This window comes from Halomonas sp. MCCC 1A11062 (genome assembly GCF_021404355.1).
Taxonomy (GTDB): Bacteria; Pseudomonadota; Gammaproteobacteria; order Pseudomonadales; family Halomonadaceae; genus Halomonas; species Halomonas aerodenitrificans.
The window spans coordinates 158453-182284 of sequence record NZ_JABFTW010000005.1; the positions used below are offsets into that span (position 1 = coordinate 158453).

The 23832-nt window shown below is 65.7% G+C and carries 20 protein-coding genes; 8 read left to right on the top strand and 12 right to left on the bottom strand.

Annotated features, from left to right (window positions below):
* Positions 1–2: 2 nt before the first annotated feature.
* Positions 3–1574, bottom strand: a complete 1572-nt coding sequence (locus HOP58_RS07505) for a bifunctional GNAT family N-acetyltransferase/carbon-nitrogen hydrolase family protein (RefSeq protein WP_234259983.1) — start codon at positions 1572–1574, stop codon at positions 3–5.
* 279 nt (positions 1575–1853) lie between these two features.
* Here HOP58_RS07505 and HOP58_RS07510 point away from each other — a divergent pair, with 279 nt between their 5' ends.
* The 5 genes from HOP58_RS07510 to HOP58_RS07530 all read left to right on the top strand — a co-directional run bounded on the left by HOP58_RS07510 (position 1854) and on the right by HOP58_RS07530 (position 7059).
* Positions 1854–3050 carry an ABC transporter ATP-binding protein gene (locus HOP58_RS07510; RefSeq protein WP_276574758.1) on the top strand — a complete coding sequence of 399 codons (1197 nt, stop codon included), beginning with the start codon at positions 1854–1856 and terminating at the stop codon, positions 3048–3050.
* Complete coding sequence (locus HOP58_RS07515) at positions 3047–4348, top strand: ABC transporter substrate-binding protein (RefSeq protein WP_010626920.1); 1302 nt, start codon at positions 3047–3049, stop codon at positions 4346–4348. Before HOP58_RS07510 ends, HOP58_RS07515 begins: the two co-directional genes overlap by 4 nt.
* A gap of 189 nt (positions 4349–4537) precedes the next feature.
* On the top strand, positions 4538–5398 hold the full coding sequence (locus HOP58_RS07520) for a sugar ABC transporter permease (protein ID WP_234260041.1): 861 nt from the start codon (positions 4538–4540) through the stop codon (positions 5396–5398).
* A gap of 8 nt (positions 5399–5406) precedes the next feature.
* Positions 5407–6249, top strand: a complete 843-nt coding sequence (locus HOP58_RS07525) for a carbohydrate ABC transporter permease (protein WP_234259984.1) — start codon at positions 5407–5409, stop codon at positions 6247–6249.
* 51 nt (positions 6250–6300) lie between these two features.
* Positions 6301–7059: a glutaredoxin gene (locus HOP58_RS07530; protein WP_234259985.1), complete on the top strand. Its 759-nt coding sequence runs from the start codon at positions 6301–6303 to the stop codon at positions 7057–7059.
* Position 7060: 1 nt separating this feature from the next.
* Here the strand turns inward: HOP58_RS07530 and HOP58_RS07535 are convergent, their stop codons facing one another.
* The 3 genes from HOP58_RS07535 to HOP58_RS07545 all read right to left on the bottom strand — a co-directional run bounded on the left by HOP58_RS07535 (position 7061) and on the right by HOP58_RS07545 (position 9882).
* Positions 7061–8335 (bottom strand): diguanylate cyclase, encoded by a 1275-nt coding sequence (locus tag HOP58_RS07535; protein ID WP_234259986.1) that lies wholly within the window; start codon positions 8333–8335, stop codon positions 7061–7063.
* 81 nt (positions 8336–8416) lie between these two features.
* Complete coding sequence (locus HOP58_RS07540; protein WP_010626940.1) at positions 8417–8986, bottom strand: gamma-glutamylcyclotransferase; 570 nt, start codon at positions 8984–8986, stop codon at positions 8417–8419.
* Positions 8983–9882 carry a DMT family transporter gene (locus HOP58_RS07545; protein ID WP_234260042.1) on the bottom strand — a complete coding sequence of 300 codons (900 nt, stop codon included), beginning with the start codon at positions 9880–9882 and terminating at the stop codon, positions 8983–8985. Before HOP58_RS07545 ends, HOP58_RS07540 begins: the two co-directional genes overlap by 4 nt.
* Positions 9883–10075: 193 nt before the next feature.
* Here HOP58_RS07545 and HOP58_RS07550 point away from each other — a divergent pair, with 193 nt between their 5' ends.
* Positions 10076–10501, top strand: a complete 426-nt coding sequence (locus HOP58_RS07550; protein ID WP_234254472.1) for a hypothetical protein — start codon at positions 10076–10078, stop codon at positions 10499–10501.
* A gap of 88 nt (positions 10502–10589) precedes the next feature.
* On the opposite strand, the gene betT is transcribed toward HOP58_RS07550, so the two are convergent.
* From betT to betC, 3 genes are read right to left on the bottom strand one after another with little or no spacing between them, the layout of a single operon-like run.
* Complete coding sequence (betT, locus tag HOP58_RS07555; protein ID WP_234259987.1) at positions 10590–12644, bottom strand: choline BCCT transporter BetT; 2055 nt, start codon at positions 12642–12644, stop codon at positions 10590–10592.
* A 10-nt stretch (positions 12645–12654) separates the two neighbouring features.
* A complete protein-coding gene (locus tag HOP58_RS07560; RefSeq protein ID WP_234259988.1) occupies positions 12655–14307 on the bottom strand; it encodes a SulP family inorganic anion transporter in 1653 nt (550 codons plus the stop codon).
* A 6-nt stretch (positions 14308–14313) separates the two neighbouring features.
* Complete coding sequence (gene betC, locus HOP58_RS07565; protein WP_234259989.1) at positions 14314–15855, bottom strand: choline-sulfatase; 1542 nt, start codon at positions 15853–15855, stop codon at positions 14314–14316.
* Between the two features lie 115 nt (positions 15856–15970).
* On the opposite strand from betC, the gene HOP58_RS07570 reads away from it, so the two are divergent.
* Complete coding sequence (locus HOP58_RS07570) at positions 15971–16882, top strand: LysR substrate-binding domain-containing protein (RefSeq protein WP_234259990.1); 912 nt, start codon at positions 15971–15973, stop codon at positions 16880–16882.
* 70 nt (positions 16883–16952) lie between these two features.
* On the opposite strand, the gene HOP58_RS07575 is transcribed toward HOP58_RS07570, so the two are convergent.
* Complete coding sequence (locus HOP58_RS07575; RefSeq protein ID WP_010626947.1) at positions 16953–17204, bottom strand: hypothetical protein; 252 nt, start codon at positions 17202–17204, stop codon at positions 16953–16955.
* A 297-nt stretch (positions 17205–17501) separates the two neighbouring features.
* Between HOP58_RS07575 and HOP58_RS07580 the strand changes: the two genes are divergently transcribed.
* On the top strand, positions 17502–19106 hold the full coding sequence (locus tag HOP58_RS07580) for a BCCT family transporter (RefSeq protein ID WP_234259991.1): 1605 nt from the start codon (positions 17502–17504) through the stop codon (positions 19104–19106).
* Positions 19107–19190: 84 nt separating this feature from the next.
* Here HOP58_RS07580 and HOP58_RS07585 read toward each other — a convergent pair whose 3' ends face one another.
* From HOP58_RS07585 to glcD, 4 genes are all read right to left on the bottom strand, one after another.
* Positions 19191–19592, bottom strand: a complete 402-nt coding sequence (locus HOP58_RS07585) for a heme-binding protein (RefSeq protein ID WP_010626949.1) — start codon at positions 19590–19592, stop codon at positions 19191–19193.
* Positions 19593–19793: 201 nt separating this feature from the next.
* Positions 19794–21041, bottom strand: coding sequence for a glycolate oxidase subunit GlcF (gene glcF, locus HOP58_RS07590; protein ID WP_234259992.1), 1248 nt, complete (start codon positions 21039–21041; stop codon positions 19794–19796).
* An 18-nt stretch (positions 21042–21059) separates the two neighbouring features.
* Entirely contained in the window at positions 21060–22151 is a 1092-nt protein-coding gene (gene glcE / locus HOP58_RS07595) for a glycolate oxidase subunit GlcE (RefSeq protein ID WP_234259993.1), read from the bottom strand.
* Positions 22152–22153: 2 nt separating this feature from the next.
* On the bottom strand, positions 22154–23659 hold the full coding sequence (gene glcD, locus HOP58_RS07600) for a glycolate oxidase subunit GlcD (RefSeq protein ID WP_234259994.1): 1506 nt from the start codon (positions 23657–23659) through the stop codon (positions 22154–22156).
* Positions 23660–23832: the final 173 nt, after the last annotated feature.

The following is a 23832-nucleotide window of genomic DNA, read 5'->3' on the forward strand; positions in this document are numbered from 1 at the left end:
CCTCAGCTCTCTTCCTGCCGCGAGCCGGACTTCCACGACCAGTCGCGCCAGCGCAGGTCGAACAGATCCTTGCGCCGGTCCTTGAGATTGGTCACCGAGCCCTCGGCGCGCACCACGGTGAGCCGGGTGAGGTCGAGGTCGGAGAAGATCACCATCTCGGTGTTGGGCGTGGTCTCGGAGAGCACCGCGTCGTGGGGGAAGGCGAAGTCCGAGGGCGTGAACACCGACGACTGGGCGTACTGGATGTCCAGGTTGCGGATCGACGGTACGTTGCCCACGCTGCCGCACAGCACCACGTAGCACTCGTTCTCGATGGCCCGCGCCTGGGCGCAGTGGCGCACCCGCAGGTAGCCGTTCTTGGTGTCGGTCCAGAACGGCACGAACAGGATGTCCATGTCCTGGTCGGCCAGCAGCCGGCCGAGTTCGGGGAACTCCACGTCGTAGCAGATCAGGATGCCGACGCGTCCGGCGTCGGTCTCGAACACGCGCAGCTCGTCGCCGCCCTCGATCACCCACTCGCGGCGCTCCTGGGGCGTGATGTGCAGTTTGGATTGCTTCTCGATGTCGCCGTCGCGATGGCACAGGTAGCAGACGTTGTAGAGCCGGTCGTCTTCGCCCACCTCGATCATCGAGCCGGCGATGATGTTGATGTTGTAGGAGACCGCCATGCGCGAGATTTCGGTCTTGAACCGTTCGGTGAAGCCGGCCAGGTAGCGGATGGCGGCGAGCTGGTCCTGCTGGGTGGCGCGGTCCTGCAGGCCCATCACTGGGGCATTGAACAGCTCCGGGAACACCGCGAAATCGCTCTGATAGCTGGAGATGGCATCGACGAAGTACTCCACCTGCTGCAGCACCGACTCCACCGAGGCGCACTCGCGCATCTGCCACTGCACCGCGCCCACCCGTACCTGGGTGGGGCGGTTCTCCAGCACCCGCTCGGCGGGTTCATAGAGAATGTTGTTCCACTCGAGCAGGGTGGCGTAGCCCTGGGACTTCTCGTCCTCGGGCAGGTACTTGCGCAGCAGCCGCTTGACCTGGAAGTCGTTGGCCAACTGGAACGACAGGATCGGGTCGTAGATCTCCTTGCGCGCCACCCGCTCGATGTACTCGGCGGGCGAGAGCTCCTCTGCGTGCTCGTGATACTGGGGGATGCGTCCGCCGGCCAGGATCGAGCGCAGGTTGAGCGAGCGGCACAGCTCCTTGCGCGCCTCGTAGAGGCGGCGGCCCAGGCGGTAGCCGCGGTAATCGGGATGGATCAGCACGTCCAGCCCGTACATGGCGTCGCCTTCGGGGTCGTTCAAGATGATCTCGCGGTTGCCCACCAGATCGTCGTACTTGTGCGGGTTGGAGAACTCGTCGTAGTCGACCCGTACGGTGAGCGCCACGCCCACCAGCCGCTCGTCGTCCTCGATGGCGATCTGGCCGTCGGGGAACTCCTGAATCAGCCGGTCGATGGAGTGCTGCGGCCAGGCCCCGCCGATGTCGTCGTAGACGGCATCCATCAGCTGCTTGAGCTGAGGGTAATCGTCCTGCGTCAGGTTGCGGAGATTGAGGTGCAGGTCTTCAAGGGACATTGCGCTCGGTTCCTGATCAGGGGAAAGCCAGCAGTCTAGCATGCCGGGCTCGCTGCCTCCGTAACATGGCGGAGGTCGTCATCGTGTCATAGCGGTGTCATCGAAAGTCGTCAGCATGGCCGCACTTCGTCGAATTAGCGGCTACGCTGAGTTTCGGGAGAGTCGATGACAGCCATGCCACGCCTTCACGGGCAACGCGGAAGCAGTATGAACCCAGACAACAATAATCAGGGTCAGGATCAGGGCCCGCAGCGCCAGCCATCCGCCCCGCACGCCACCATGCGAGATCATCAGCGCATCCGGCTCGAGGCCGTGAGCAAGCGCTGGGGCGATACCGCTGCCGTCGACGCCATCGGCTTCGACGTGGCGCCGGGGGAGTTCGTCATCCTGCTCGGCCCCTCGGGCTGCGGCAAGTCGACCACGCTGCGCATGATCGCCGGGCTCGAACAGGCGTCCTCCGGCCGCATCGAGATCGGCGGGCGCGACGTCACCCACCTGCCGCCGGGCGACCGCGGCATCAGCATGGTGTTTCAGTCCTACGCGCTGTTTCCTCACCTGAGCGTGGCCGACAACATCGTCTTCGGCCTGCGCAGCCGCAAGGTGCCCAAGGCCGAGCGCCGCGAGCGACTGGCGCGGGTGGCCCAGTTGGTCGATCTGGAAGCCTATCTCGAGCGCAAGCCGGCCCAGCTCTCCGGTGGCCAGCGCCAGCGGGTCGCGCTGGCAAGGGCGATCATCTCCGAACACCCCATCTGCCTGATGGACGAGCCACTGTCCAACCTCGACGCCCGCCTGCGCGGCGAGATGCGTCGCGAGATCAAGGCCCTGCAGCAGCGGCTCGGCATGACGGTGATCTACGTCACCCACGACCAGGTCGAGGCGATGAGCATGGGCGATCGGGTGATCCTGATGCAGGATGGGCGCATCGTGCAGGACGCCACCCCGAGCGAGCTCTACGAGCGCCCGGCCAGCGCCTTTGCCGCCGGCTTCATCGGCAGCCCGGCGATGAATCTGGTGGCGCTCGCCGCAGCGGCGGACGGCGCGGTGATCGACGGCGAGCCCCGCTGCAGCGTGGCACCCCACGAGGCCAAGGGACACTGGCTGGGTCTGCGCCCGGAGGAGATCCGCCTGCTGCCGGCCGATGCTCCCGGCGTGCCCGCCGAGGTGATCGATGCCGAATACCTCGGTGCCGACAGCATTGTGCGGCTCAAGGTGGGCAGCCAGCAGCTGCGCGCCCGTCTCGACGGCAGGCCGTCGCTCGCTGCCGGCTCGCCCTGTCGGCTGCAGTGGCGGCGCGAGGCGGCGCACTTCTTCGATGCAGGCGATGGGCAGCGGCTGGCGATTGCGGGGCACGACCTGGCCGCACCGCCCGGGCGCCATCGCTTCGAGCCGGGCCTTGCCGGCGCTTCGACCCAAGAACGCGAGGCACGAGCCTCGTCCCATCCCGCAGGGAACGACTCTTCAGGAGTGAACCGATGAACGCACGCTTCTCTCTATCAGGCGGCAGACTGGGTGCCGCGGCGGTGGCCGGGCTGTTGGCCTCCGGCTCGCTGAACGCCCAGGCCCAGACCGAGCTGACCATGTACTACCCGGTGGCCGTGGGCGGGGCCTTGACCGACGTGATCGACGGTCTGGTGGCCGAGTTCGAGAACGAGCACCCGGATATTTCGGTGAACGCCATCTATGCCGGCAACTATGACGACACCCGGGTGCGGGCGATGTCAGCCATCGAGGCAGGCAATGCGCCGCAGCTCTCGGTGCTGTTCTCCATCGACCTGTTCGACCTGCTGGAGCAGGACGCCATCGTCTCCTTCGACTCGGTGATCGAAACCGACGAGGAGCGTGAATGGCTCGACGGCTTCTATCCCGGGCTGATGGAGAACGGCCAGATCGACGGCCAGACCTACGGCATCCCCTTCCAGCGCTCCACCATCGTGCTCTACTGGAACAAGGACGCCTTCGAGGCCGCCGGGCTCGACCCCGAGACGCCGCCCGAGAACTGGGAGGAGATGGCCGAGATGGCCGCCGCGGTGCGCGAGGCGAGCAACGGCCAGCAGTGGGGCGTGATGGTGCCGTCCACCGGCTACCCCTACTGGATGTTCCAGGCCTTCGCTTTCCAGAACGGTCACCGGCTGATGAACGAAGAGGGCACCGAGGTCTATTTCGACGATCCCGCTGCCATCGAGGCGCTGGAGTATTGGGTCTCGCTCTCTCAGGAGCATCAGGCCATGCCCGACGGCACCATCGAGTGGGGCACGCTGCGCCAGAATTTCATCGAGCAGGCCACGGCCATGATGTGGCACACCACTGGCAACCTCACCGCGGTGCGCAACGAGGCCGGCTTCGATTTCGGTGTGGCCATGTTGCCCATGAACACCCAGCGTGGCAGCCCCACCGGCGGCGGCAACTTCTACCTGTTCAAGGACAGCACCGAGGAGGAGCAGCGCGCGGCGATGACCTTCATCCGCTGGATGACCGACCCCGAGCGCGCCGCGGCCTGGTCGATCGAAACCGGCTACATGGGCGTGAGCCCGGCCTCCTACGAGACCGAGGCGCTGCGCAACTACGTCGAGGAGTTCGCGCCGGCGGCGGTAGCCCGCGACCAGCTCGAGCACGCCACTGCGGAGCTGGCCACCTACCAGGGCGGGCGGGTGCGCCGGGCGCTGGACAACGCCGTGCAAGCGGCGCTGACCGGTCAGATGTCGCCGGAGGAGGCGCTCAAGCAGGCCCAGGCCGAAGCCGATGCGGCGCTGCGCCGCTACGCACGTTCACGTTGAGGAAAGGCCTACTCGACGAGCTTTCGCAGACGAGGCCGCCGGGAACAAAGGTCAATGAGGAGGCGCTGTGAATCCCTCCTTGGACGCTACATTTGCCATCCATGGCAAATGACCTCCTCATTGACCTATCCCCGGCGCCCGCGATGGTGCAGGAGTCAAGTCTTGGTAATCCACAACGCCGACCGACGCATGCAGATCTACGGTGCGCTGTTGCTGCTGCCGGCGGCGGTGCTGCTCGGCACCTTCGCCTACCTGCCCACCGTGGCGACGCTGATCAACAGCTTCTTCCTGCCCGGCTTTCGCGGCGCGCCGCCGGAGTTCGTCGGGCTGGAGAACTACGCCATGCTGGTGGAGGATCGCACCTTCTGGCGGGTGGCGCGCAACAACCTGATCTATGCCTTCGGCACCATTCCCACCTCCATCGCCCTGGCGCTGGGCATGGCGCTGTTCGTCAACGCCCGCCTGCCGGGGCGCGGCTTCGTGCGCATGGCCTATTTCACCCCGACCATCCTGCCGATGATCGCCGCGGCCAACATCTGGATGTTCTTCTACGCGCCGCAGATCGGCCTGTTCAACAAGCTGCTCGGCGCGCTGGGGCTCTCCGGGGTCAACTGGCTGGGCGACCCCAGCGTGGCGCTGACCTCGGTGATCGTGATGACGGTGTGGAAGGAGGCCGGTTTCTTCATGATCTTCTACCTGGCGGCGCTGCAGAGCATCCCGCCGGAGCTGAAGGAGGCCTCGGACCTGGAGGGCACCAGCCGCTGGAGCTTCTTCTGGCGGGTGACCTTCCCGCTGCTGATGCCGACCACGCTGTTCGTACTGATCAATGCCCTGATCAACGCCGTGCGGGTGGTCGATCACCTGTTCATCCTGACCAAGGGCGGGCCCAATAACGCCACCAACCTGCTGCTCTACTACGTCTACGAGAACGCTTTCTCGTTCTTCGACCGCACCTATGCCGCCACCATCACCGTGGTGATCCTGCTGGTGCTGGCGGTGGTGGCCACGCTCAAGTTCACCGTGCTAGACCGCAGGACGCACTATCAATGAACCGCGCAATGAACCGAGCCATCAGCCCCGCTGCCAGCCGCTACGCCCTGCGTGTGCCGAGTCTCGAGAACACGGCTGCCTGGCTGCTGGCGATCATCTGGATCTTCCCGCTGCTCTACGCGATCTGGGCCGCCTTCCATCCGCCGGCCTACATGGTGCGCTTCGACCTGTTCGCTCCGCTGACGCTGGACAACTTCGCCAACGCCTGGGCCCAGGCGCCGTTTGCCCGCTACTACCTCAACACATTCCTGCTGGTCACCGGGGTGGTGCTGGCGCAGTTCGTGGTCTGCACCCTGGCGGCCTTCGCCTTCGCCCGCTTTCCCATTCCCGGGCGCGACGTGCTGTTCATGCTGGTGCTGATCCAACTGTTCGTCTTCCCCGAGGTGCTGATCGTCGAGAACTACCGCATCGCCAGCGGCCTGGGGCTGGTCGACACCATCACCGGCATCGGGCTGCCCTACGTGGCCAGCGCCTTCGGCATCTTCCTGCTGCGACAGACCTTCAAGACCATTCCCAGGGAGCTCGAGGAGGCGGCCCGGGTGGAGGGCTGCGGCTGGATGGCGATCCTGCTCAAGGTCTACGTGCCCCTGGCCAAGCCCACCTACCTGGCCTACGGCCTGGTCTCGATCAGCCATCACTGGAACAACTTCCTGTGGCCGCTGGTGGTCACCAACTCGGTGGAGAGCCGCCCGCTCACCGTGGGGCTCGGCATCTTCTCGGCGCCGGAAACCGGCGTCAACTGGGCCACCGTCAGCGCCGCCACGCTGCTCAGCATCGCCCCGCTGCTGATCGCCTTCCTGCTGTTCCAGCGCCAGTTCGTGCAGTCGTTCCTCAGGGCGGGGATTCGCTGACGTTCTCATTGACTACCCTTGGGGTGAATGCATGACCCAAGGAGAGATGTCATGGCTCACGGACAGCCAGTGGGGCAGGCCAAGCTATACCGCATGGTCATGGAGGAGCACCTGTGCCCCTTCGGCCTGAAGAGCAAGGACCTGCTGGAGCGCAAAGGTTTCGAGGTCGAGGATCATCATCTGACCACGCGGGAGGAGACGGAGGCGTTCAAGGAAGAGCATGGGGTCGATACGACGCCTCAGGCCTTCATCAATGGCCGGCGTATCGGTGGCTACGACGCGCTGCGCGAGCATTTCGGCCTGGCGACACCGGGAGATGATGCAACCAGCTACCAGCCGGTGATCGCCCTGTTCGCCACGGCGCTGCTGATGGGGTTTGCCGTGAGCTGGACTGCGACAGGCTCGCTGGTGAGCACCAGGATGCCGGAGTACTTCGTGGCCATTGCCATGACCCTGCTGGGGCTGCAAAAGCTCAAGGATGTGGAGAGCTTCAGCACCATGTTCCTCAACTACGACCTGCTGGCGCAGCGTCAGGTGCGCTATGGCTACGTCTACCCCTATGCCGAGACGCTGGCAGGCATCTTGATGCTGGCCGGCGCCCTGGTATGGCTGGCCGCCCCCGTCGCGCTGTTCATCGGTACGGTAGGTGCCGTCTCGGTGTTCAAGGCGGTCTACATCGACAAGCGCGAACTCAAGTGCGCCTGCGTGGGTGGCGACAGCAAGGTGCCGCTGGGCTTCGTGTCGCTGACCGAAAACCTGATCATGATCGGCATGGGGCTATGGATGCCGCTACGCATGTACGTTCTGTAGCTCACCGTTTCGTCTCGCCATCGGATGACGCAAGGCCAGTGGCATGGGGAGTGTCCCGGTGCGCCTGTGCCGAGGACTGGCCCTCCTGCAACTGCGCCAATACGCAGCGGTTGCGCCCCTCGCGCTTGGCTTGGTAAAGCGCCTCGTCGGCCTGCAACAGCAGCAGCGAGGGTGGAAGGGCCGTGTTGGGACGAGTCACGGCAACACCGATGCTGATCGTGACCACTGGTGAGTGAGACACACCTGCGTTGGGTATGGCCAGCGCTTCGATGCCCTGGCGAATGCGCTCGGCGGCCTGAAAGGCCGAAGACGCCGAGGCGTTGGGCATCAGCACCACGAACTCCTCGCCGCCATAGCGCACCACCAGGTCGAGCTCGTGACGCACGTGGTGCTGTATTTCCTGCGCAACCCGGCGCAGACAGACGTCACCCTCGAGATGGCCATAGCGGTCGTTGTAGTTCTTGAAGCAGTCGATATCGAGTACCAGCAGGCCGAGCATCGTTCGCTCGGCAATGGCCTCGTGCCAGCGTTGGGTCATTACCTCATCCAAATGGCGACGGTTGGCCACGCCAGTCAGAGGGTCGGTGGTCGAGATCTTCGTCAGGACCTGATTGGACTGCAGCGTGGCTTCGTTGCCGAGCCGTTCCCGCAAGAGCAGCAGATAGGCCTGGCGCTCGCTGGCCTCCAGTCGGTAGTTGGCCAGCAGCGTGAAGATGGCACTCGAGGTGAAGACGACCAGTGTATTGATCTTTACGGCACTGTCGGTGTGTTCATAAGGAATCACGAAGCTCGTCATGATCACGGCACAGAGCAACGATGAGGCCAGGGCGAAGCCGAAGCGCAGTGAGAGAACGATATTGCCTACCAGCAGAATCAAGCCGAACGAGAAAGTGTCGAGAAACGAGTGGGGCGAGTCCGAGAGGTAGAAGTTCGCACTGGAGAGCAGCATGGCGATGACGATGGTGGCCGCCATGGTCGCTTCGCGCAGAGTCGGCGATATCCCACGGTAGATGACATAGAGGGCTGCAAGGCCCAGAGGCGTCATCAGGCCGAAACGAATCCCGGCGGAGATCAGCAGGGATTCGGGCCTGATGACATAGTCGTTGAAGATGTACAGGTTGTAGATGACCAGGGCCACGATGCCGGCGATCAGCAGGTGGCGGCTGCGCCGGGTGGCGGTATCGGCCTCGAAGCGGGCCTCAACCGCAGAACTGAAGCGCAGGCGATACCAGGGCCTGCTCAGGTCTGCCTCTACCGCACTCAAGGTTTCTTTCACGGCCGGTCCCCCGTCGCTGGCACCGTTCTCGATCATGGTGCTCTGAAGGAATATCGGCCGCGCGTTACCTAACTTGACTTTTTATGCTTCTCTTATGCCTCTTACCCGAGTCGCCAGCCCGAAGACATGCCGGTCCTCGGCGCCGAGCTGTTCCAGTGCGTCGGCCAAGTGCAGGAGGTAGTCGCGGTTGGCGCCGCTGGGGCCGTGAGCGGCGGCGATCTGGCGAGCCATCTCGTCGAGCGGTGCGGCGCCGAGAAAGGCGGCGTTGTCCGCCGTGGCAAGATAGATCAGCCCCTCGGCATGGTCGCCCTCGGCGAAATGCAGCGTCACCCGTTCACGCAGGTAGCCGTTCTTCTCGCGTACGTCGAGCGGGCCCAGCACGTCGGCGTCGATACGATAGGCCATGCCTTGGCAGAGCGCGCCGGGGGATTCGATCAGCGTTGCCACGCGCCCCGGCGCCCCCGGCGTGCCACGGTGATCGTGGGAGCCCTGCCAGAAGCGCCGCGCCCAGCCTTCGATATGGGCGGGACGGCGCTCGTGGAAAGGAAACTCGGCCTTCCAGATCAGAGAGCCGTAGCCGAACAGCCACAACGTCTGGTCGTTCGCGAAGAAGTTCCTTTCCCGATTGAGTGAAGTGGTATCGACGGTCATATGTTGCGCGTGGCTCTGCGTACGAGCGGCTGAGTCAGGGTCTGGGCCATGAGCACACCGGCCAGCACCAGCACACCACCGACCAGATGGAACAGGGCGATGCGTTCGCCCAGGTAGGCCATGGCGATCAGCGCGCTGAACAGCGGCATCAGATTGATGAAGATGCTGGCCTGGCTGGCGCCGATCTGGCGGATGGCGCGCATCCACAGATAGGTGGTGACGATGGAGGCGGGGATGCCGGCATACAGGATCAACCAGACGTTGTGGCCATCCACCGGAGTCATCGGTCCCATCAGATAGGGGGGCAGCAGGAACAGCACGGCGAACACCACCTGAGCGTAGAGCAGCACCCAGGGCGGCAGGTCCAGCGGCCAGCGCTTGAGCATCACACCGTAGAGGGCGTAGCAGGTCGCCGCGACCACCATCAGCAGGTCGCCGAGCGCTACCTCCAGCTCCAGCAGCGAGAGCGGGTCGCCGCGACCGAGCAGCACCAGCACGCCGAACAGGGCGACGAGCCCGCCGATGGTGCCGCCGAGGCTGGGTGCTTCGCGCAGGATCAGTGCGCTGAGCAGCACCGTCAGCAGCGGCACCATGGCGGCCAGGATGCCCATGTTGGTGGCCGAGGTGGTTTCGGCGGCCACGTAGGCCAGCCCCTGCCACAGCCCCATGCCGAGCAGGCCCAGGGTGGCGAGCTTGGCCCATTCGCGGCGGATGGTCTGGCGGTGGCGCCAGGCAGCTGGCAGCAGGAAGGGCGTGAGCACCAGCAGCGCCAACAACCAGCGCAGGAAGGCAATGCTGCTGGGGGCGATGGCGCCTACGGTGAGCTGATTGATGGTCATGTTACCCGACCAGATCAGCACGGCACCCAGCGGGGGCAGAAAATAGAGCAGCGGCATGGTGCCTCTCGACATGGTGTGGCCCCGCAGTGCCGGGGCTCGCGAAAGTCACATGATATCGGTCTGGTGCGTGGGTGCAAATCATGAGGAAGCTAACCGGTTGTCAGGCCTCGGGCTGGCGCTCGCTGGGCTTGGTCTACCCTGATAGGGGCGAGTCATGCCAACACACACAACGCTAACGTCGAGGTGAACCATGGAGCATCGACACTACGGATGGATGGCACTGTGTACCGCACTGGGTCTGATCGTCTTCGCTGGCCACGTGCAGGCCGAATCGCCCGGCGACGATCCCGCCCTCGAGGACGCCGTCGCCTATGCGGGCCGCTGGGCGACCGAGCCGGCCCTGTGCGCGCGAGACGAGGAGGATCAAGCCATTACGCTTGGCCCGTCACGTATTGAGGGCGGCGAGGCCTCGTGTGACATGGAGGTCACGGAAGAGGGAGACAACGTCTGGGAGGCCCAGCTCGATTGCCCGGCCGATGACATGGCCACGGACGAACGGATTCGCATGTCGCTCGAAGCGGGAGACGAGGCGGAAGATGACGTGCTGACGCTGACCTACCTGGACCGCGAGGACTTCGAGGTCACTGTGATGCGCTGCCCCGGGCCCGGCGAGTGACCAACGCCCACGCGATGCACGGAGCCGAACGCAGTGAGCCCCACCGAGATGGGGCTCATTGCGTCATGGCGTGTGGAAACCGGGCCGGCTAGCCAGCGGGCTCGGCCTGAGGCTGGGTATCCTCCGGGCTTGGTCTGCTGGGAATGTTGGCCAGATACCCTTCCGCGCTGGCATGGGCCAGGAAGCGCAAGTGGCGCTGATACTCGTTGAGTGCGTCATGCACGACCTGGAGCCGGGTATAGCCGTTGAGGTCCTGGCCCATGCCACCCTCGGCGAGGTGAACGTCGAGGCGCAGGTAGTAGTCGTCGTCCGCGGGCAGGAAGCTCGGCGGCTGCATGCGCTGCGGGCGTATGCCGTAGATGAAGCTGGGGGCGCCTTCGAAGTCGACCTGCAGGGTAGGGCAGAGCAGCTGAGTGCCCTCTACCTGCCGCTCGGTAACGCTGGCCTGTTGGCCGCGGCGGGTGAGCTCCTCGGCCAGCTCGAGTAGCGCCGGTCGAATGGCATGGCGCAGCGTGGCCTCGGCGCCATTTTGCGTCGTGCCGTCCAGGGTGCGGTCGAGACGCTCACGCCAGTCGCTGTTGGCGGCCGCGCTGGCGATCACCTGATGGCGGACGTCGGCCTTGCCGGTTTCGGCCTTCAGTGAGCGGTACATGCTGAACATGGTCAGGAAGATGATCGCCGAGAACGGCAGGGCGGCGATCACCACCGCGCTCTGCAGGGTACGCAGGCCGCCGGCGAACAGCAGTGCCAGGGTGATCAGACCGATGATCGCCGACCAGAAGATGCGCAGCCGGGCGGGAGCGTCGTGGTTCACGTCACGCAGCACGTAGGTGAAATTGGACAGCACCAGCGCGCCGGAGTCGGCCGAAGTGACGAAGAACACGATGCTCAATATCAGCACCAGGGTGGCGGTGACGCCGACCATGGGCAGCTGCTCGAGGAAGGTGTAGATAGTGGCTGGGGGGCGGTTCACGGCCTGGTCGCCGAGTACCACCAGGCCCTGTTCGACCATGTCAATGCCGCTGTTGCCGAACACGGACATCATGACCATCACGAAGATGAGCGGGATGAACAGGGCGCCGGCGACGAACTCGCGAATGGTGCGACCGCGTGAGATGCGCGCCAGGAACAGGCCGACGAACGGAGCCCAGGCGATCCACCAGCCCCAGAAGAACACCGTCCAGCCGCTGAACCAGCCCTGCGCTTCGGGGGCATAGGCGTAGGTGTCGAAACTCTTGCCGGTCAGGGCCACCAGGTAGTCGCCGGTATTCATGACCAGGGCGTTGAGCAGCCGGAGCGTATCGCCCTGTAGCAGCACGAACAGCACCAGGCCTGCCACCAGCAGCAGGTTGAGCTCGGACAGCCGGCGGATGCCCCGTTTCACACCGCTCACCACCGACAGCGTGGCCAGGGTCACTACCAGCAGGATCAGCATGATCTGTGCGGGCAGCCCCTCGGGTATGCCGAACAGATAGGTCAGCCCGTAGTTCATCTGCATCACGCCGATGCCCAGTGCGGTGGCGATGCCGAACACCGTGGCCAGCACCGCGGCGATGTCCACGGCATCGCCAATGGGGCCGTAGATGCGTTTGCCCAGCAGGGGATAGAGCGTCGAGCGGATCGCCAGTGGCAGGCGGTGGCGGTAGCTGAAATAGGCCAGTGCCATGCCCATCAGCACGTAGAGCCCCCAGCCCGAGATGCCCCAGTGCATGAAGGTCTGTACGATGGCTTGCCGCTGGGCCTCGGCGGTACCGCCTTCGCCGAGGGGCGGATTCAGGTAGTGGGTCAGCGGTTCGGAGACCACGAAAAACAGGATGGCGCCGCCCAGGCCGGCGGCGAACAGCATCGCCGACCACGACAGCAGCGAGAACTCCGGGCGCGAGTGATCGGGCCCCAGACGGATCTTGCCGAAGCGCGAGAAGCCGATCAGCACAACGAAGAGCAGATAGGCAACGACCGCCAGCATGTAGTACCAGCCGAAGGTGTTGCCGATCCAGTCCAGCCCGGCGTTGAAGAAGGCCGTCGCGTGATCGGTGAAGGCGATGGTATAGATCAGGAAGAGCAATATGCCGGCCACCGAGCCGTGGAACACGGCCGGGTTGAGTCGATTGACCGACTCGTTGTCGGGATGCGGGTGTGTCATGGGGAAAGCCTCATATTGTTATTGCCATTGGCTTGTGGTGATTCCGATCGCCCTCGTCGGCGACGAGGCCGGCTCGTTGCAAGCGGGCCAGGACGTCGGGCTTGGTCCAGACCAGGTACAGCCTCCCGCCCCGAGCCCGGCAACGGCGGGCCTGGCGCTGGAGCAGATGGATGCCGCTCAGGTCGATGAAGTTGATGCCCGCCGCCAGTACCACCAGGTTCGGCCGGTCGTGAGACTCGAGCTGCCGGGCAACCGACTCGCAGGCGCCGAAGAACAGCGAGCCGTCGATCCGCACGACGCTGCAGCCTGGCTCCGTCAGGGCCTGCTGAATCTCCGCAGGGGCTTGGGACAGTGCACATGCGACCACCGGCGGGCGGGTGGTCCGGCGCAGGTAGACGGCCAGCGAGGCCAGTACGCCGAAGTAGATGGCGAACTCCAGCGCCAGCAGCAGGGTGCTGAAAAAGGTGATCAGCAGGATGGCTGTTTCCGAGCGGCTGATCCTCAGGGTCTCGCGAATGCTGTGCCGGTCGACCAGCTTGGCGGCAACCAGCAGCAGCAAGCCGGCCATGGCCGACATCGGCACGTGGTGCAGCAGAGGGGCGGCAAGCAGCATCAGCGGTATCAGGAACGCCGCGGACAGCACGGCCGCCAGCGGTGAGCGGGCCCCGGCACTGGCGTTGAGCCCCGAGCGGGTGAACGAGCCCGACGAGACGTAGGCGGAGAAGAAGGCGCCGCCGATGTTGGAGAGCCCCTGGCCGATGAATTCCCGGTTGCTGTCCAGGCGCTCTCCCGAGCGTGCGGCGAAGGCCCGCGCGATGGCGGCGGCTTCTACCAGGCCCAGCAGCCCCAGGGCGATGGCGCCGGGCGTCAGCAGGCGCAGGGTGTCGGCTGAAACGTCGGGCAGCGAGAGCGGTGGCAGGCCTGCCGGCACCTCGGCGATACGCAGGATCTCGCTGTGCGTCGGGTCCAGCCAGGCGGCCAGCAGCGACGCCGCCACCAGCGCCAGCAGCATACCCGGCCAGCGTGGCAGCCAGCGCTGGAACGCCAGACAGAGGGTGAGCGTGAAGGCGGCGATTAGCACGGCATCGAGGCGGATGTCGCCAAGCCTGGCGAACAGCTGGGGCCAGAGGTCGATGAAGCCACCGCTCGCCAGAGGGGCTAGCCCCAGTGCATAGGGGAGCTGGCTGGTGGCGATGATCAACGCCGCGCCGGCAGTGAAACCCGTCACCACCGAATGCGAGACGAGATCGACCAGCACGCCCAGCCGGGCCAGCCCCAGCAGCAGCTGGAAAACCCCCGCCAGCAAGGTCAGGGTCAGCACCAGGGAGATGAACTCGCCGCTTCCCGCCTCGGCGAAGGGCTGCAGGGTGGCGAACAGCGCGATCGACAGGGCCGCCGTCGGTCCGCTCACCATCTGCCGCGAGGAGCCGAACAGGGCCGCCAGTATCGCCGGGACGATGGCGGTATACAGGCCGTACTCGGGCGCCAGCCCGGCGAGCAGGGCGTAGGCCACCCCCTGGGGCACGACCAGCACCGCACCGGTCAAGCCGGCGACGGCATCGGCACGCAGTGAGCGCGACGTCTGCTGCGGCAGCCAGCCGAGAAATGGCAGCCAGCGCTCGAGTCTGGCCGGCTGCCGGCGAACGTCGGTCGCGGTTTCCATTACGGCTTATTCGACGCTGGCGGCCGGGAAACGCGCGCGCCGCTCGAGATCGTCCAGATCGATGGTGTTGCGCATGTACTGGGTGCTGGCGTCGAACGTCGGCTGGTGATCCCAGGGCGTGACCTTGCCCTTCATCAGCGCACGGGAGACCAGCTTGCGCCGCCGCTGGCTGGCGATTACCTCGGCGTGCAGCCGTGCATAGTCCCAGCGGCGGGCGACCTCGTCGCGGAACTGCTTGCACAGGTCCAGATAGGCAGGTTCCTGCGCCAGGTTGTGGAGTTCCAGCGGGTCGGCCTCGAGATCGAACAGCTGGTCCGGGTCCGGCGCGCTGTGCACGAACTTGTAGCGCCCGCGGCGGATCATCAGCAGCGGCGCGATGGCGCCTTCGCCGAGGTATTCGCCAATCACCTCGTCGTGGCCGCCGCTGCCGGTCAGGTGCGGCAGCAGGCTGCGGCCGTCGATGGGTACGGCGTATTCCGGCGCGACACCGTCGTTGGCGAGCTCGGCAAAGGTCGGCAGCAGATCCATGGTGGAAACCGACTCACGCACCCGGCCCGGGGTGAAGCGGCCCGGGGCGTGGACGATCATCGGCACCCGGGCCGAGCCCTCGAACCAGCTCATCTTGTACCACAGGCCACGCTCGCCGAGCATGTCGCCGTGATCGCCGGAGAAGACGACGATGGTGTCGTCGTCGAGGCCGGTCTCCTCCAGCACCTTCAGCACGGCGCCGATCTGGTCGTCGACATAGCTGATCGCCCCGTAGTAGGCGTGGCGCGCGTTACGGATCTGCGCCTCGCTGAGAGTCTCCTCGTCGAGCTGGTAGACGTGGCGCAGGCGCTGGGAATGCGGATCCATCAGCTCACGCGAGTAGGGCACGCGCGGCATGTCGATGGCGTCGTGGTCATAACGGTCCCAGTACGCCTGCGGGATGATGTAGGGATCGTGGGGGTGGGTCAGCGATACGGTCAGGCAGAAGGGGCGCCGTTCGCCGCCACCCACTGCACTGTTGCGGGCATGGTCGTAGAGGAAGCGCTTGGCGCGGAAGACCACCTCGTCGTCGAAATCGAGCTGGTTGGAGCGCACGCAGGGGCCGGCCTGGGTCACCGAGGACATGTTGTGGTAGTAGCTCGGGCGCTCGTCGAAATTCTCCCAGTCGACGAACCAGCCGAAGTCCGCCGGGTAGATGTCGGTGGTCAGTCGCTCCTCGAAGCCGTGGAGCTGGTCGGGGCCGCAGAAGTGCATCTTGCCCGACAGGGCGGTGAGGTAGCCGGCATCGCGCAGGTAGTGCGCATAGGTGGGGATATCGGCGGCAAAGTCGGCGGCATTGTCGTAGGCGCCGATGCGCGACGGCAGCTGGCCGGCCATCAGCGTGAAGCGCGAGGGGGCGCAGAGCGGGCTGTTGCAGTAGGCCGAGTCGAATACCACGCCTTCCGCCGCCAGGCGTGACAGATGCGGTGTCTTGACCAGCGGATGGCCATAGACGGGCAGCGCCGAGGCCGTCATTTGATCGGCCATCAGGAACAGGATGTTGGGTCGCTTATCGGTCATGGGGCTTCTCTCAGGGGCTGACGCTTGTATCGTGACTGGCTTTCGCGACAGTCTCCCTGCTAATCTCAACGCCTGTAAACTCGCTAAATTTTTATGGAAAACATTAGGACAGCTAATGTCGTGGATGGCTAGGTCGGCGTCGCTCAATAACCTGCGGGTGTTCGAGACGGCGGCCCGACACCTGAGTTTCACCGCGGCGGCACGCGAGCTGCGCTCGACGCAGTCGGCGGTCAGTCAGCAGGTTCGCGCACTGGAAGAGCATCTGGGTCTGCCCTTGTTCGAGCGTATCTACCGGGGCGTGAAGTTGACCGAGGCGGGACAGGCGCTGTTCGTCAGCGTGCAGGAGAGCTTTGCCGGCATCGATCGCACCATCGAGCGTCTGCAGCACAAGCATCGTCACCCTCACGTCAACATCCTGACCGACTTCTCCTTCGCGGCGTACTGGTTGATGCCGCGGCTGCCGAGCTTCCGCGAGCGCTACCCGCACGTGGACGTGCGTATCGTGACCAACCAGGGCGTGCTCGACTGGCGCACCCAGGAGGTGGACGTCGCCATCGTGTTCTGCGACGAACGGGTGCTCGCCGGCGGCGTTCCGCTGCTGTTCCACGAAGATGTCTTTCCGGTCTGCAGCCCCGGTTTCCTGCAGCAGCATGGGCCGATCGAGAGCATCGAGGCGCTCAGCCGAGCGCCGCTGTTGACCCTGACCGCCGACCAGGGACAGCGCTGGCTGGACTGGCCGAGCTACTTCCGGCAGCTGGGCGGCATCGCCTATCACGAGTCGTCGGAGCTGACGTTCAACAACTACACGCTGCTGATCCAGGCGGCGATCGCTGGGCAGGGCATCGCCATGGGCTGGAGCGGCCTGGTCGACGATCTGCTGGATAAAGGCATGCTGATTGGCCTGAGCGACATGAGGCTGCGCTCGGCACGCGGCTATGGCGTGGTCGATGCGCGCCCGGATGCACCGGGTGAGGCGAAGCGGGCGCTGTGGGAGTGGATCCTGGAGTGCGCCGCACCGCAGGGGTAGGCCTGCAGGCGACGCCGGAGTGGTGTGGCGTCAGGTGTCGGGCGCCGAGGAGAGGCGCCCGGCACAGGGCTTAGACGCCGAGGATCTCCTTGGCCTCGTTCAAGACATCGACGGATTGGTCGTGTTCGCCGTCGTTGTGGTACTGCTCGCCCTGGGCGCGCAGCTCGTGTACGCGCTCCAGTTCGTCCTCGCTCAGTTGGGCGACCTTCTCCTCGTCCTGCAGTGCTTCATCGATCTCGGACATCAGCGCAGGACACATGTGTGCCCAGGCGGGTAACGCAAAGGCTAGCAGTACCATGGCGGCAAAGAGCTTCTTGATCATGGTGGGGTCCTCCCGTTGGGCGCAGCCCAGTCATTGCCATTCGGCCGGCCCTGCAATTTGTCGATATCCCGCTATCGTCTGGGCGCCACTCAGGCCGGTGGCGCACCGTGTTCTGGTCTGGCGCTGTCAGTATAGATGGCCGTTGCGCTTCCTACCGAAACGATGAAACGGCAATCAACAGGAGCTTGTGACAGGAGGGTGGGGTTCATAGGGTGTATAATAAATTCTTATTTATTTTAGATAGAAGGGAAGAATATCGTTATGGGTAGTCCAGGCGATCCAGCATCGACCAGCGACATGCAGACGGATTACACCGTGGGGCAGGACAATATCGAGGGGCGGCTGGGACCTATCGGTTTCGACATCCACAATCGGGTCTTTGCCGTCTCGGCACTCGCCTCCGTCGTCTTCATCATCCTCACTCTGCTGTTCCCGGAAAGAGCGGGCGCCATCTTCCAGACCATCGTTGGCTTCGCCACCGGCAGCCTCGACTGGTACTTCATGCTGGTGGTGGACTTCTTCATCCTGTTCTGTATCGCACTCGTGCTGCTCCCCTATGGCTCGGTGCGCCTGGGCGGTCCCGATGCCCGTCCGGATTACGGCTATCTCTCCTGGTTCGCGATGCTGTTTTCCGCCGGCATCGGCATCGGCCTGCTGTTCTTCGGCGTGCTGGAGCCGGTCTATCACGCCAACGTCTCCTTGCCGTTGGGCATCGCCTCGCCATTCGGGGCCGACGGTGAACTCGACCCCGCAGCCATCGGCGAGGCGACGGCCTTGGGCCTGGCCGGCACCTACCTGCACTGGGGCATTCACGGCTGGGCGGTCTATGTGGTGATGGCGTTGGCACTGGCCATCTTCACCTACAATAAGGGCTTGCCGTTCTCCATCCGCTCGGCCTTCTTCCCGATCCTCGGCGAGCGGGTGTGGGGCTGGTGGGGGCACGTGATCGACATCCTGGCCGTGTTCTCCACCTTGTTTGGTCTGGCCACCTCGCTGGGGCTGGGGGCGCAGCAGGCCAACGCGGGGATGAATTTCGTCTTCGGGCTCGAGGTCAGCGCCACCGCTCAGGTGATCATCATCCTGCTGGTCACGGCGGTGGCGCTGGTGTCGGTGTGGCGGGGGCTGGAGGGCGGCGTGAAGAAACTCTCCGAGTTCAACATGGCCATGGCGGTGCTGTTCTTCTTCTTCGTGCTGCTGGCCGGCCCGACGCTGGTGGCGCTGAGCGGTTTCTGGACGGGGCTTGCGACCTACGTGACGGAGTTCGTGCCGCTGTCGGCTCCCTTCGGCCGTGAGGATGACGCCTATCGTCAGGACTGGACGATCTTCTACTGGGCCTGGTGGGTGAGCTGGGCGCCGTTCGTGGGCATGTTCATTGCCCGGGTCTCGCGCGGGCGCACGGTACGCGAGTTCGTAATCTGCGTGCTGCTGATTCCCAGCCTGTTCATCTTCATCTGGATGGGGGTGTTCGGCAGCGTTGCTCTTGATCAGCTCTATGCCGCGCCGGAGACCAGCCTGGTCAAGGAGTACGTGATCGACAGCTACCGCCCCGAGCTGTCGCTGTTCGGCATGCTCAACGAGCTGCCGCTGACCGCGCTGATGTCGACCGTCGGCATCGTGCTGGCCTTGATCTTCTTCGTCACCTCGTCGGATTCCGGCTCGCTGGTGATCGATACCATTACCGCCGGCGGCAAGATCGATGCGCCCCGGCCGCAGCGGATGTTCTGGGCCGTGGTGGAGGGGCTGGTCGCCATCGTGCTGCTGCTCGGCGGCGGTCTTGCCGCGCTGCAGGCGGGAGTGACGGCCACGGCGATCCCGTTCTCCATCGTGATGCTGCTGATGTGTTACACCATCATCAAGGCGTTGAACGGCGAGCTGCGCCACCGTCGCTCCGGCAGGGCGTGATCGGGCGCTACGGTTGCGCATGAAAAAGGCCGGCCGCGGTACCCTGTATCGGCAGGGAGCGCGGCCGGCCTTTTCGGTTTCGCCTCAGGCGACGGCGGCGATGCCGGCCTTGGCGACCTGTACGTCCTGGTCGGGCTTGACGCCGGAAACGCCCACGGTACCGGCCATCTGGCCCTCGACCATCACCGGCACGCCGCCGGCGAGCAGGCCCTGCATCGGCGCGGAGAGGAAGGCGTTACGACCGCCGTTGATCATGTCCTCGAAGGCCTGGGTCTCGCGGGCGCCGAGCGCTGAGCTGCGGGCCTTCTGGGTGGCGATGTCGGGGGTCATGGCCGGGGCGCCGTCGAGGCGGCGCAGGCCGAGCAGGTGACCGCCGTCGTCGGCCACGGCAATGGTCACCTTCCAGCCATTGGCTTCCGCTTCTTGCTGAGCGGCATCGAGGATGGCGTTGACGTCGTTCAGGGTGAGTACGGGTTTGGTCTTCATGGGGCTCTCCTTTTGAAATAAAGAACATTGGCGATGCGGAGCTAGTTGCTCTCCCGGTGAAGCACGGGGCTGTTCCGGCGACAGGCCTGCGAGGAGGCGCTGTGAACCCATCCCTGGGCGCTACCGATGCCATCCATGGCATCGGACCTCCTCTTCGGCCTGTCCCCGGCGCCCCTCGCCTTGGGCGACTATTCGCAGAGGCTAGCTGCTTACGGGCGTTGGCAGAGCCTCATCGACAATCTCTATCCAATGCCTAACCGGCGTGCGCCCCGCGCCGTTGAGGTGCGTCTGGCAGCCGATGTTGGCGGTCACGATGGTTTCCGGGTTGCCCGCCTCGAGGGCGTTGAGCTTGTTGTCGCGCAACTGGGTGGCCAGCTCCGGCTGGGTGATCGAGTAGGTGCCCGCCGAGCCGCAGCAGAGGTGGGCGTCCTGGACCGGAGTGAGGCTGAAGCCGAGCTTGACCAGAACGCTCTCCACCGCGCCGCCGAGTTTCTGGGCGTGCTGCAGGGTGCAGGGGCAGTGGAAGGCCAGCCGGCGGCCTTCGTTGACCTGGAGGCTCGTCAGCTCTTCGTCGCGTAGCACCTCGACCAGGTCCTTGGCCAGTTCGCTCACGCGCTTGGCCTTGTCGGCGTAGGAGGGATCGTCCTTGAGGATGTCGCGGTACTCCTTGACGAAGGCGCCGCAGCCGCTGGCGGTCTGTACGATGGCTTCACAGCCGGCCTCGATATGCGGCCACCAGGCGTCGATGTTGGCCCGCGCGCGGGCGCGGCCGTCGTCCTGGGCGTTGAGGTGGAAGTCGACGGCGCCGCAGCAGCCCGCTTCGGCCACCGGCGTGAGGCCGATGCCCAGGCGGTCGAGCACCCGCGCGGTGGCGGCGTTGGTGTTGGGCGAGAGCCCCGGCTGCACGCAGCCTTCGAGGATCAGCATCTGCCGTGCGTGGCGCTGGTGGTCGGGGCGCGTGCCGGCATCCACCGGTTTGGGCGGCAGCTTGTCCTTGAGCTTGCCGGGTACCAGCGGCTTGAAGGTCTGGCCCAGCTTGAGTAGGGCCTGGAAGCGCTTGGGCTCCACCAGGGCCTTGCGCAGGGCGTAGCGCTGGGCGCGCTCGGCGGTACTGCGCGGCACCCGACGCTCGATCTCGGCGCGGCCGATGTCGAGCAGCTTGTGGTACTCCACGCCGGAGGGGCAGGTGGTTTCGCAGTTGCGGCAGGTCAGGCAGCGGTCCAGGTGCAGGCGGGTCTGCTCGGTGACGTTTTCGCTGTCATCCGGGTTTTCCAGCATCTGCTTCATCAGGTAGATGCGCCCGCGCGGCCCGTCGCGCTCGTCGCCCAGCAGCTGGTAGGTGGGGCAGGTGGCGTTGCAGAAGCCGCAGTGCACGCAGCTGCGCAGGACGCGGTCGGCCTCCTGAATGTGCGGCTGCTTGAGGGCTTCCTCGGTGAAATGCGTCTGCATGTCTCGGTCCTGTACGTCTCAGAGCGCCGCGTAGAGCCGGCCGGGATTGAAGATGCCCTTGGGGTCGAGCTGAGCCTTGAGGTTGCGGTGGTATTTCATCAGCACCTCGGGCAGCGGCGTGAAGGGCTCCACGTCGGCCGGGCGCGGGCCATAGCAGGTGGCGTGGCCGCCGGCGGCCTGGCAGGCGCGGCGCAGGGTCTCGGCATCGAGCTCGGCGCGCAGCCAGCGCTGGGCGCCGGCCCAGTCGTGAATCATCAGCCGCTCGTCGACACCGGGCAGTTCCAGTTCTGGCGTGCGGTGGGGCAGCGAGAGCCGCCACAACGGCGCCCGACCTTCGCTGAAAAAGGGTAGGCGCTGGTCGCGCAGGGCGGTCCAGAAGCCGTTGTCGAGGTCGTCGCCACCGATGCGTGCGCGGGTGGCGGCCACCGAGCTCGGCCCGCCCTCCAGGCGCAGGTGCAGAGCACCGTCGAGCCAGGCGGCGGCGCTGATCGGCAACGGTTCACGACCCCACTCGGCCAGGCGCCGGCGGGCCTCGTCGAGAGAGAGCTCCAGGTGCAGGCTGTGGGTGGCGCCGGGAATGGGCAGCACCTTGAACGAGACCTCGGTGATCAGCCCCAGGCCGCCCTGGGCGCCCACCATCAGCCGCGACAGGTCGTAGCCGGCGACGTTCTTCATCACCTCGCCGCCGAAGCGCTGCTCGATGCCTTCGTGGTTGATCACTCGCGCGCCAAGCACGAAGTCGCGCACGCTGCCGGCCCAGGGGCGGCGCGGACCGGAGAGGCCGGTGGCGACCATGCCACCCACGGTGCTGGCAATGCCGTAGCGGGGCGGCTCGAAGGGTAGCATCTGGCCTTGCTCGGCCAGCGCCGCCTCGAGTTCGGCCAGCGGTGTGCCGGCGCGCACCGAGACCACCAGCTCCACCGGATCGTAGAAGCTGATGCCGCGGTGCTCGTGGGTGGAGAGCTCGCTGCCCTCCACTTCGCGACCGTAGAAGTAGCGGGTGTCGCCGCCGACGATGCGCAGCGGCGCGCCCTCGGCATTGGCCTCGCGGATGCGTTCGGCCAGGGCAGCGCTGGCGTCGTGGTCCTTGGGAGTCGTTGCGTTGGTCATGGTCACTCCTGTCCGCCCTGCTGCACGACGGAAGTGGTGTCGGCCGCCGCGCTCTTGATGGTGCGGAACTCCGAACAGCGTGCCGGGGTAGGGATGTTCTTGCCCGGGTTGAGCAGGTCGTGCGGGTCGAAGGCGGCCTTGGCGGCGCGGAAGGTGGCCAGTTCGTCGGGGCGGAACTGGGCGCACATCTGGTTGATCTTCTCGCGGCCGACGCCGTGTTCGCCGGTGATGGTGCCGCCCACTTCGACGCACAGTTCGAGGATCTCGCCGCCCAGCGCCTCGGCTACGGCCAGCTCGCCCTCGCGGTTGGCATCGAACAGGATCAGCGGATGCATGTTGCCGTCGCCGGCGTGGAAGACGTTGGCCACTTTCAGGCCGTAGCGCTCGGAGAGGTCGCTGATGCCCTTGAGCACTCGCGCCAGCTCGCGCCGGGGGATGGTGCCGTCCATGCAGTAGTAGTCGGGCGACATGCGGCCCACTGCGGGAAAGGCGTTCTTGCGCCCGGCCCAGAACTTGGCCCGCTCGGCGTCGTCGCGGGCCTGGCGGATGCCGGTGGCGCCGGCCTTCTCCAGCACCTGGCGCACGGTTTCGCAGTCGTCGTCGACGTCTGCCTCGACGCCATCGAGTTCGCACAGCAGGATCGCCTCGGCGTCCACCGGGTAGCCGGCGCCGATGAAGTCCTCGGCGGCGATGATGGCCAGCTTGTCCATCATCTCCAGGCCGCCGGGGATGATGCCGGCGGCGATGATGGCGCCGACTGCGTTGCCGGCCTTCTCCACGTCGTCGAAGCTGGCCATCAGCACCTTGGCCACTTCGGGCTTGGGCAGCAGCTTGACGGTGATCTCGGTGACCACGCCGAGCATGCCTTCGGAGCCGTTGAACAGCGCCAGCAGGTCGAAGCCGGGGGCGTCCAGGGCATCGCTGCCCAGGGTCATGCGCTCGCCCTCGATGGTGAGCACCTCGACCTTGATCACGTTGTGCACGGTGAGGCCGTACTTGAGGCAGTGCACGCCGCCGGCGTTCTCGGCCACGTTGCCACCGATGGAGCAGGCGATCTGCGACGAGGGGTCCGGAGCGTAGTAGAGGCCGTAGGGCGAGGCCGCCTCGGAGATGGCCAGGTTACGCACGCCGGGCTCGACCCTGGCGATGCGCGCCTCGGGGTCGATCTCGAGAATGCGCGAGAAGCGCGACATCACCAGCAGCACGCCGTGGGTGAGCGGCAGCGCGCCGGCGGAGAGTCCCGTGCCGGCGCCGCGGGTGACCACCGGCACGCCGAGGCGATGGCACTCCACCAGCAGGCGCTGGACCTGGTCGAGAGAGTCGGGCAGCGCCACCAGCAGCGGCAGGGTACGGTAGACGGAGAGGCCGTCGCACTCGAAGGGGCGCATGTCCTCCTCGCGGTGCAGTAGGGTCATGCCCGGGATGGCCTTCAGCAGCGCGTCGCGGATGCCGGCCCTGTCCATCTCCGGGGCCGGACCGTCGAGCCGTTCGTCATAGAGGATGTTCATGATTGCCTCTCTGCGAGTCATGCGGCAGGGGTTCGTACGTCAGGCGCTCAATGTGCGCTCTGGTGTGTCCCCTGTCCAGCCTGCGGTCTACTGGTATGACCAGTTGTTTGGCATTATATTGGAAATTATTTTCATGATACAGCATGGCAGGGACTGTGCTTGAGCGCCAGCCT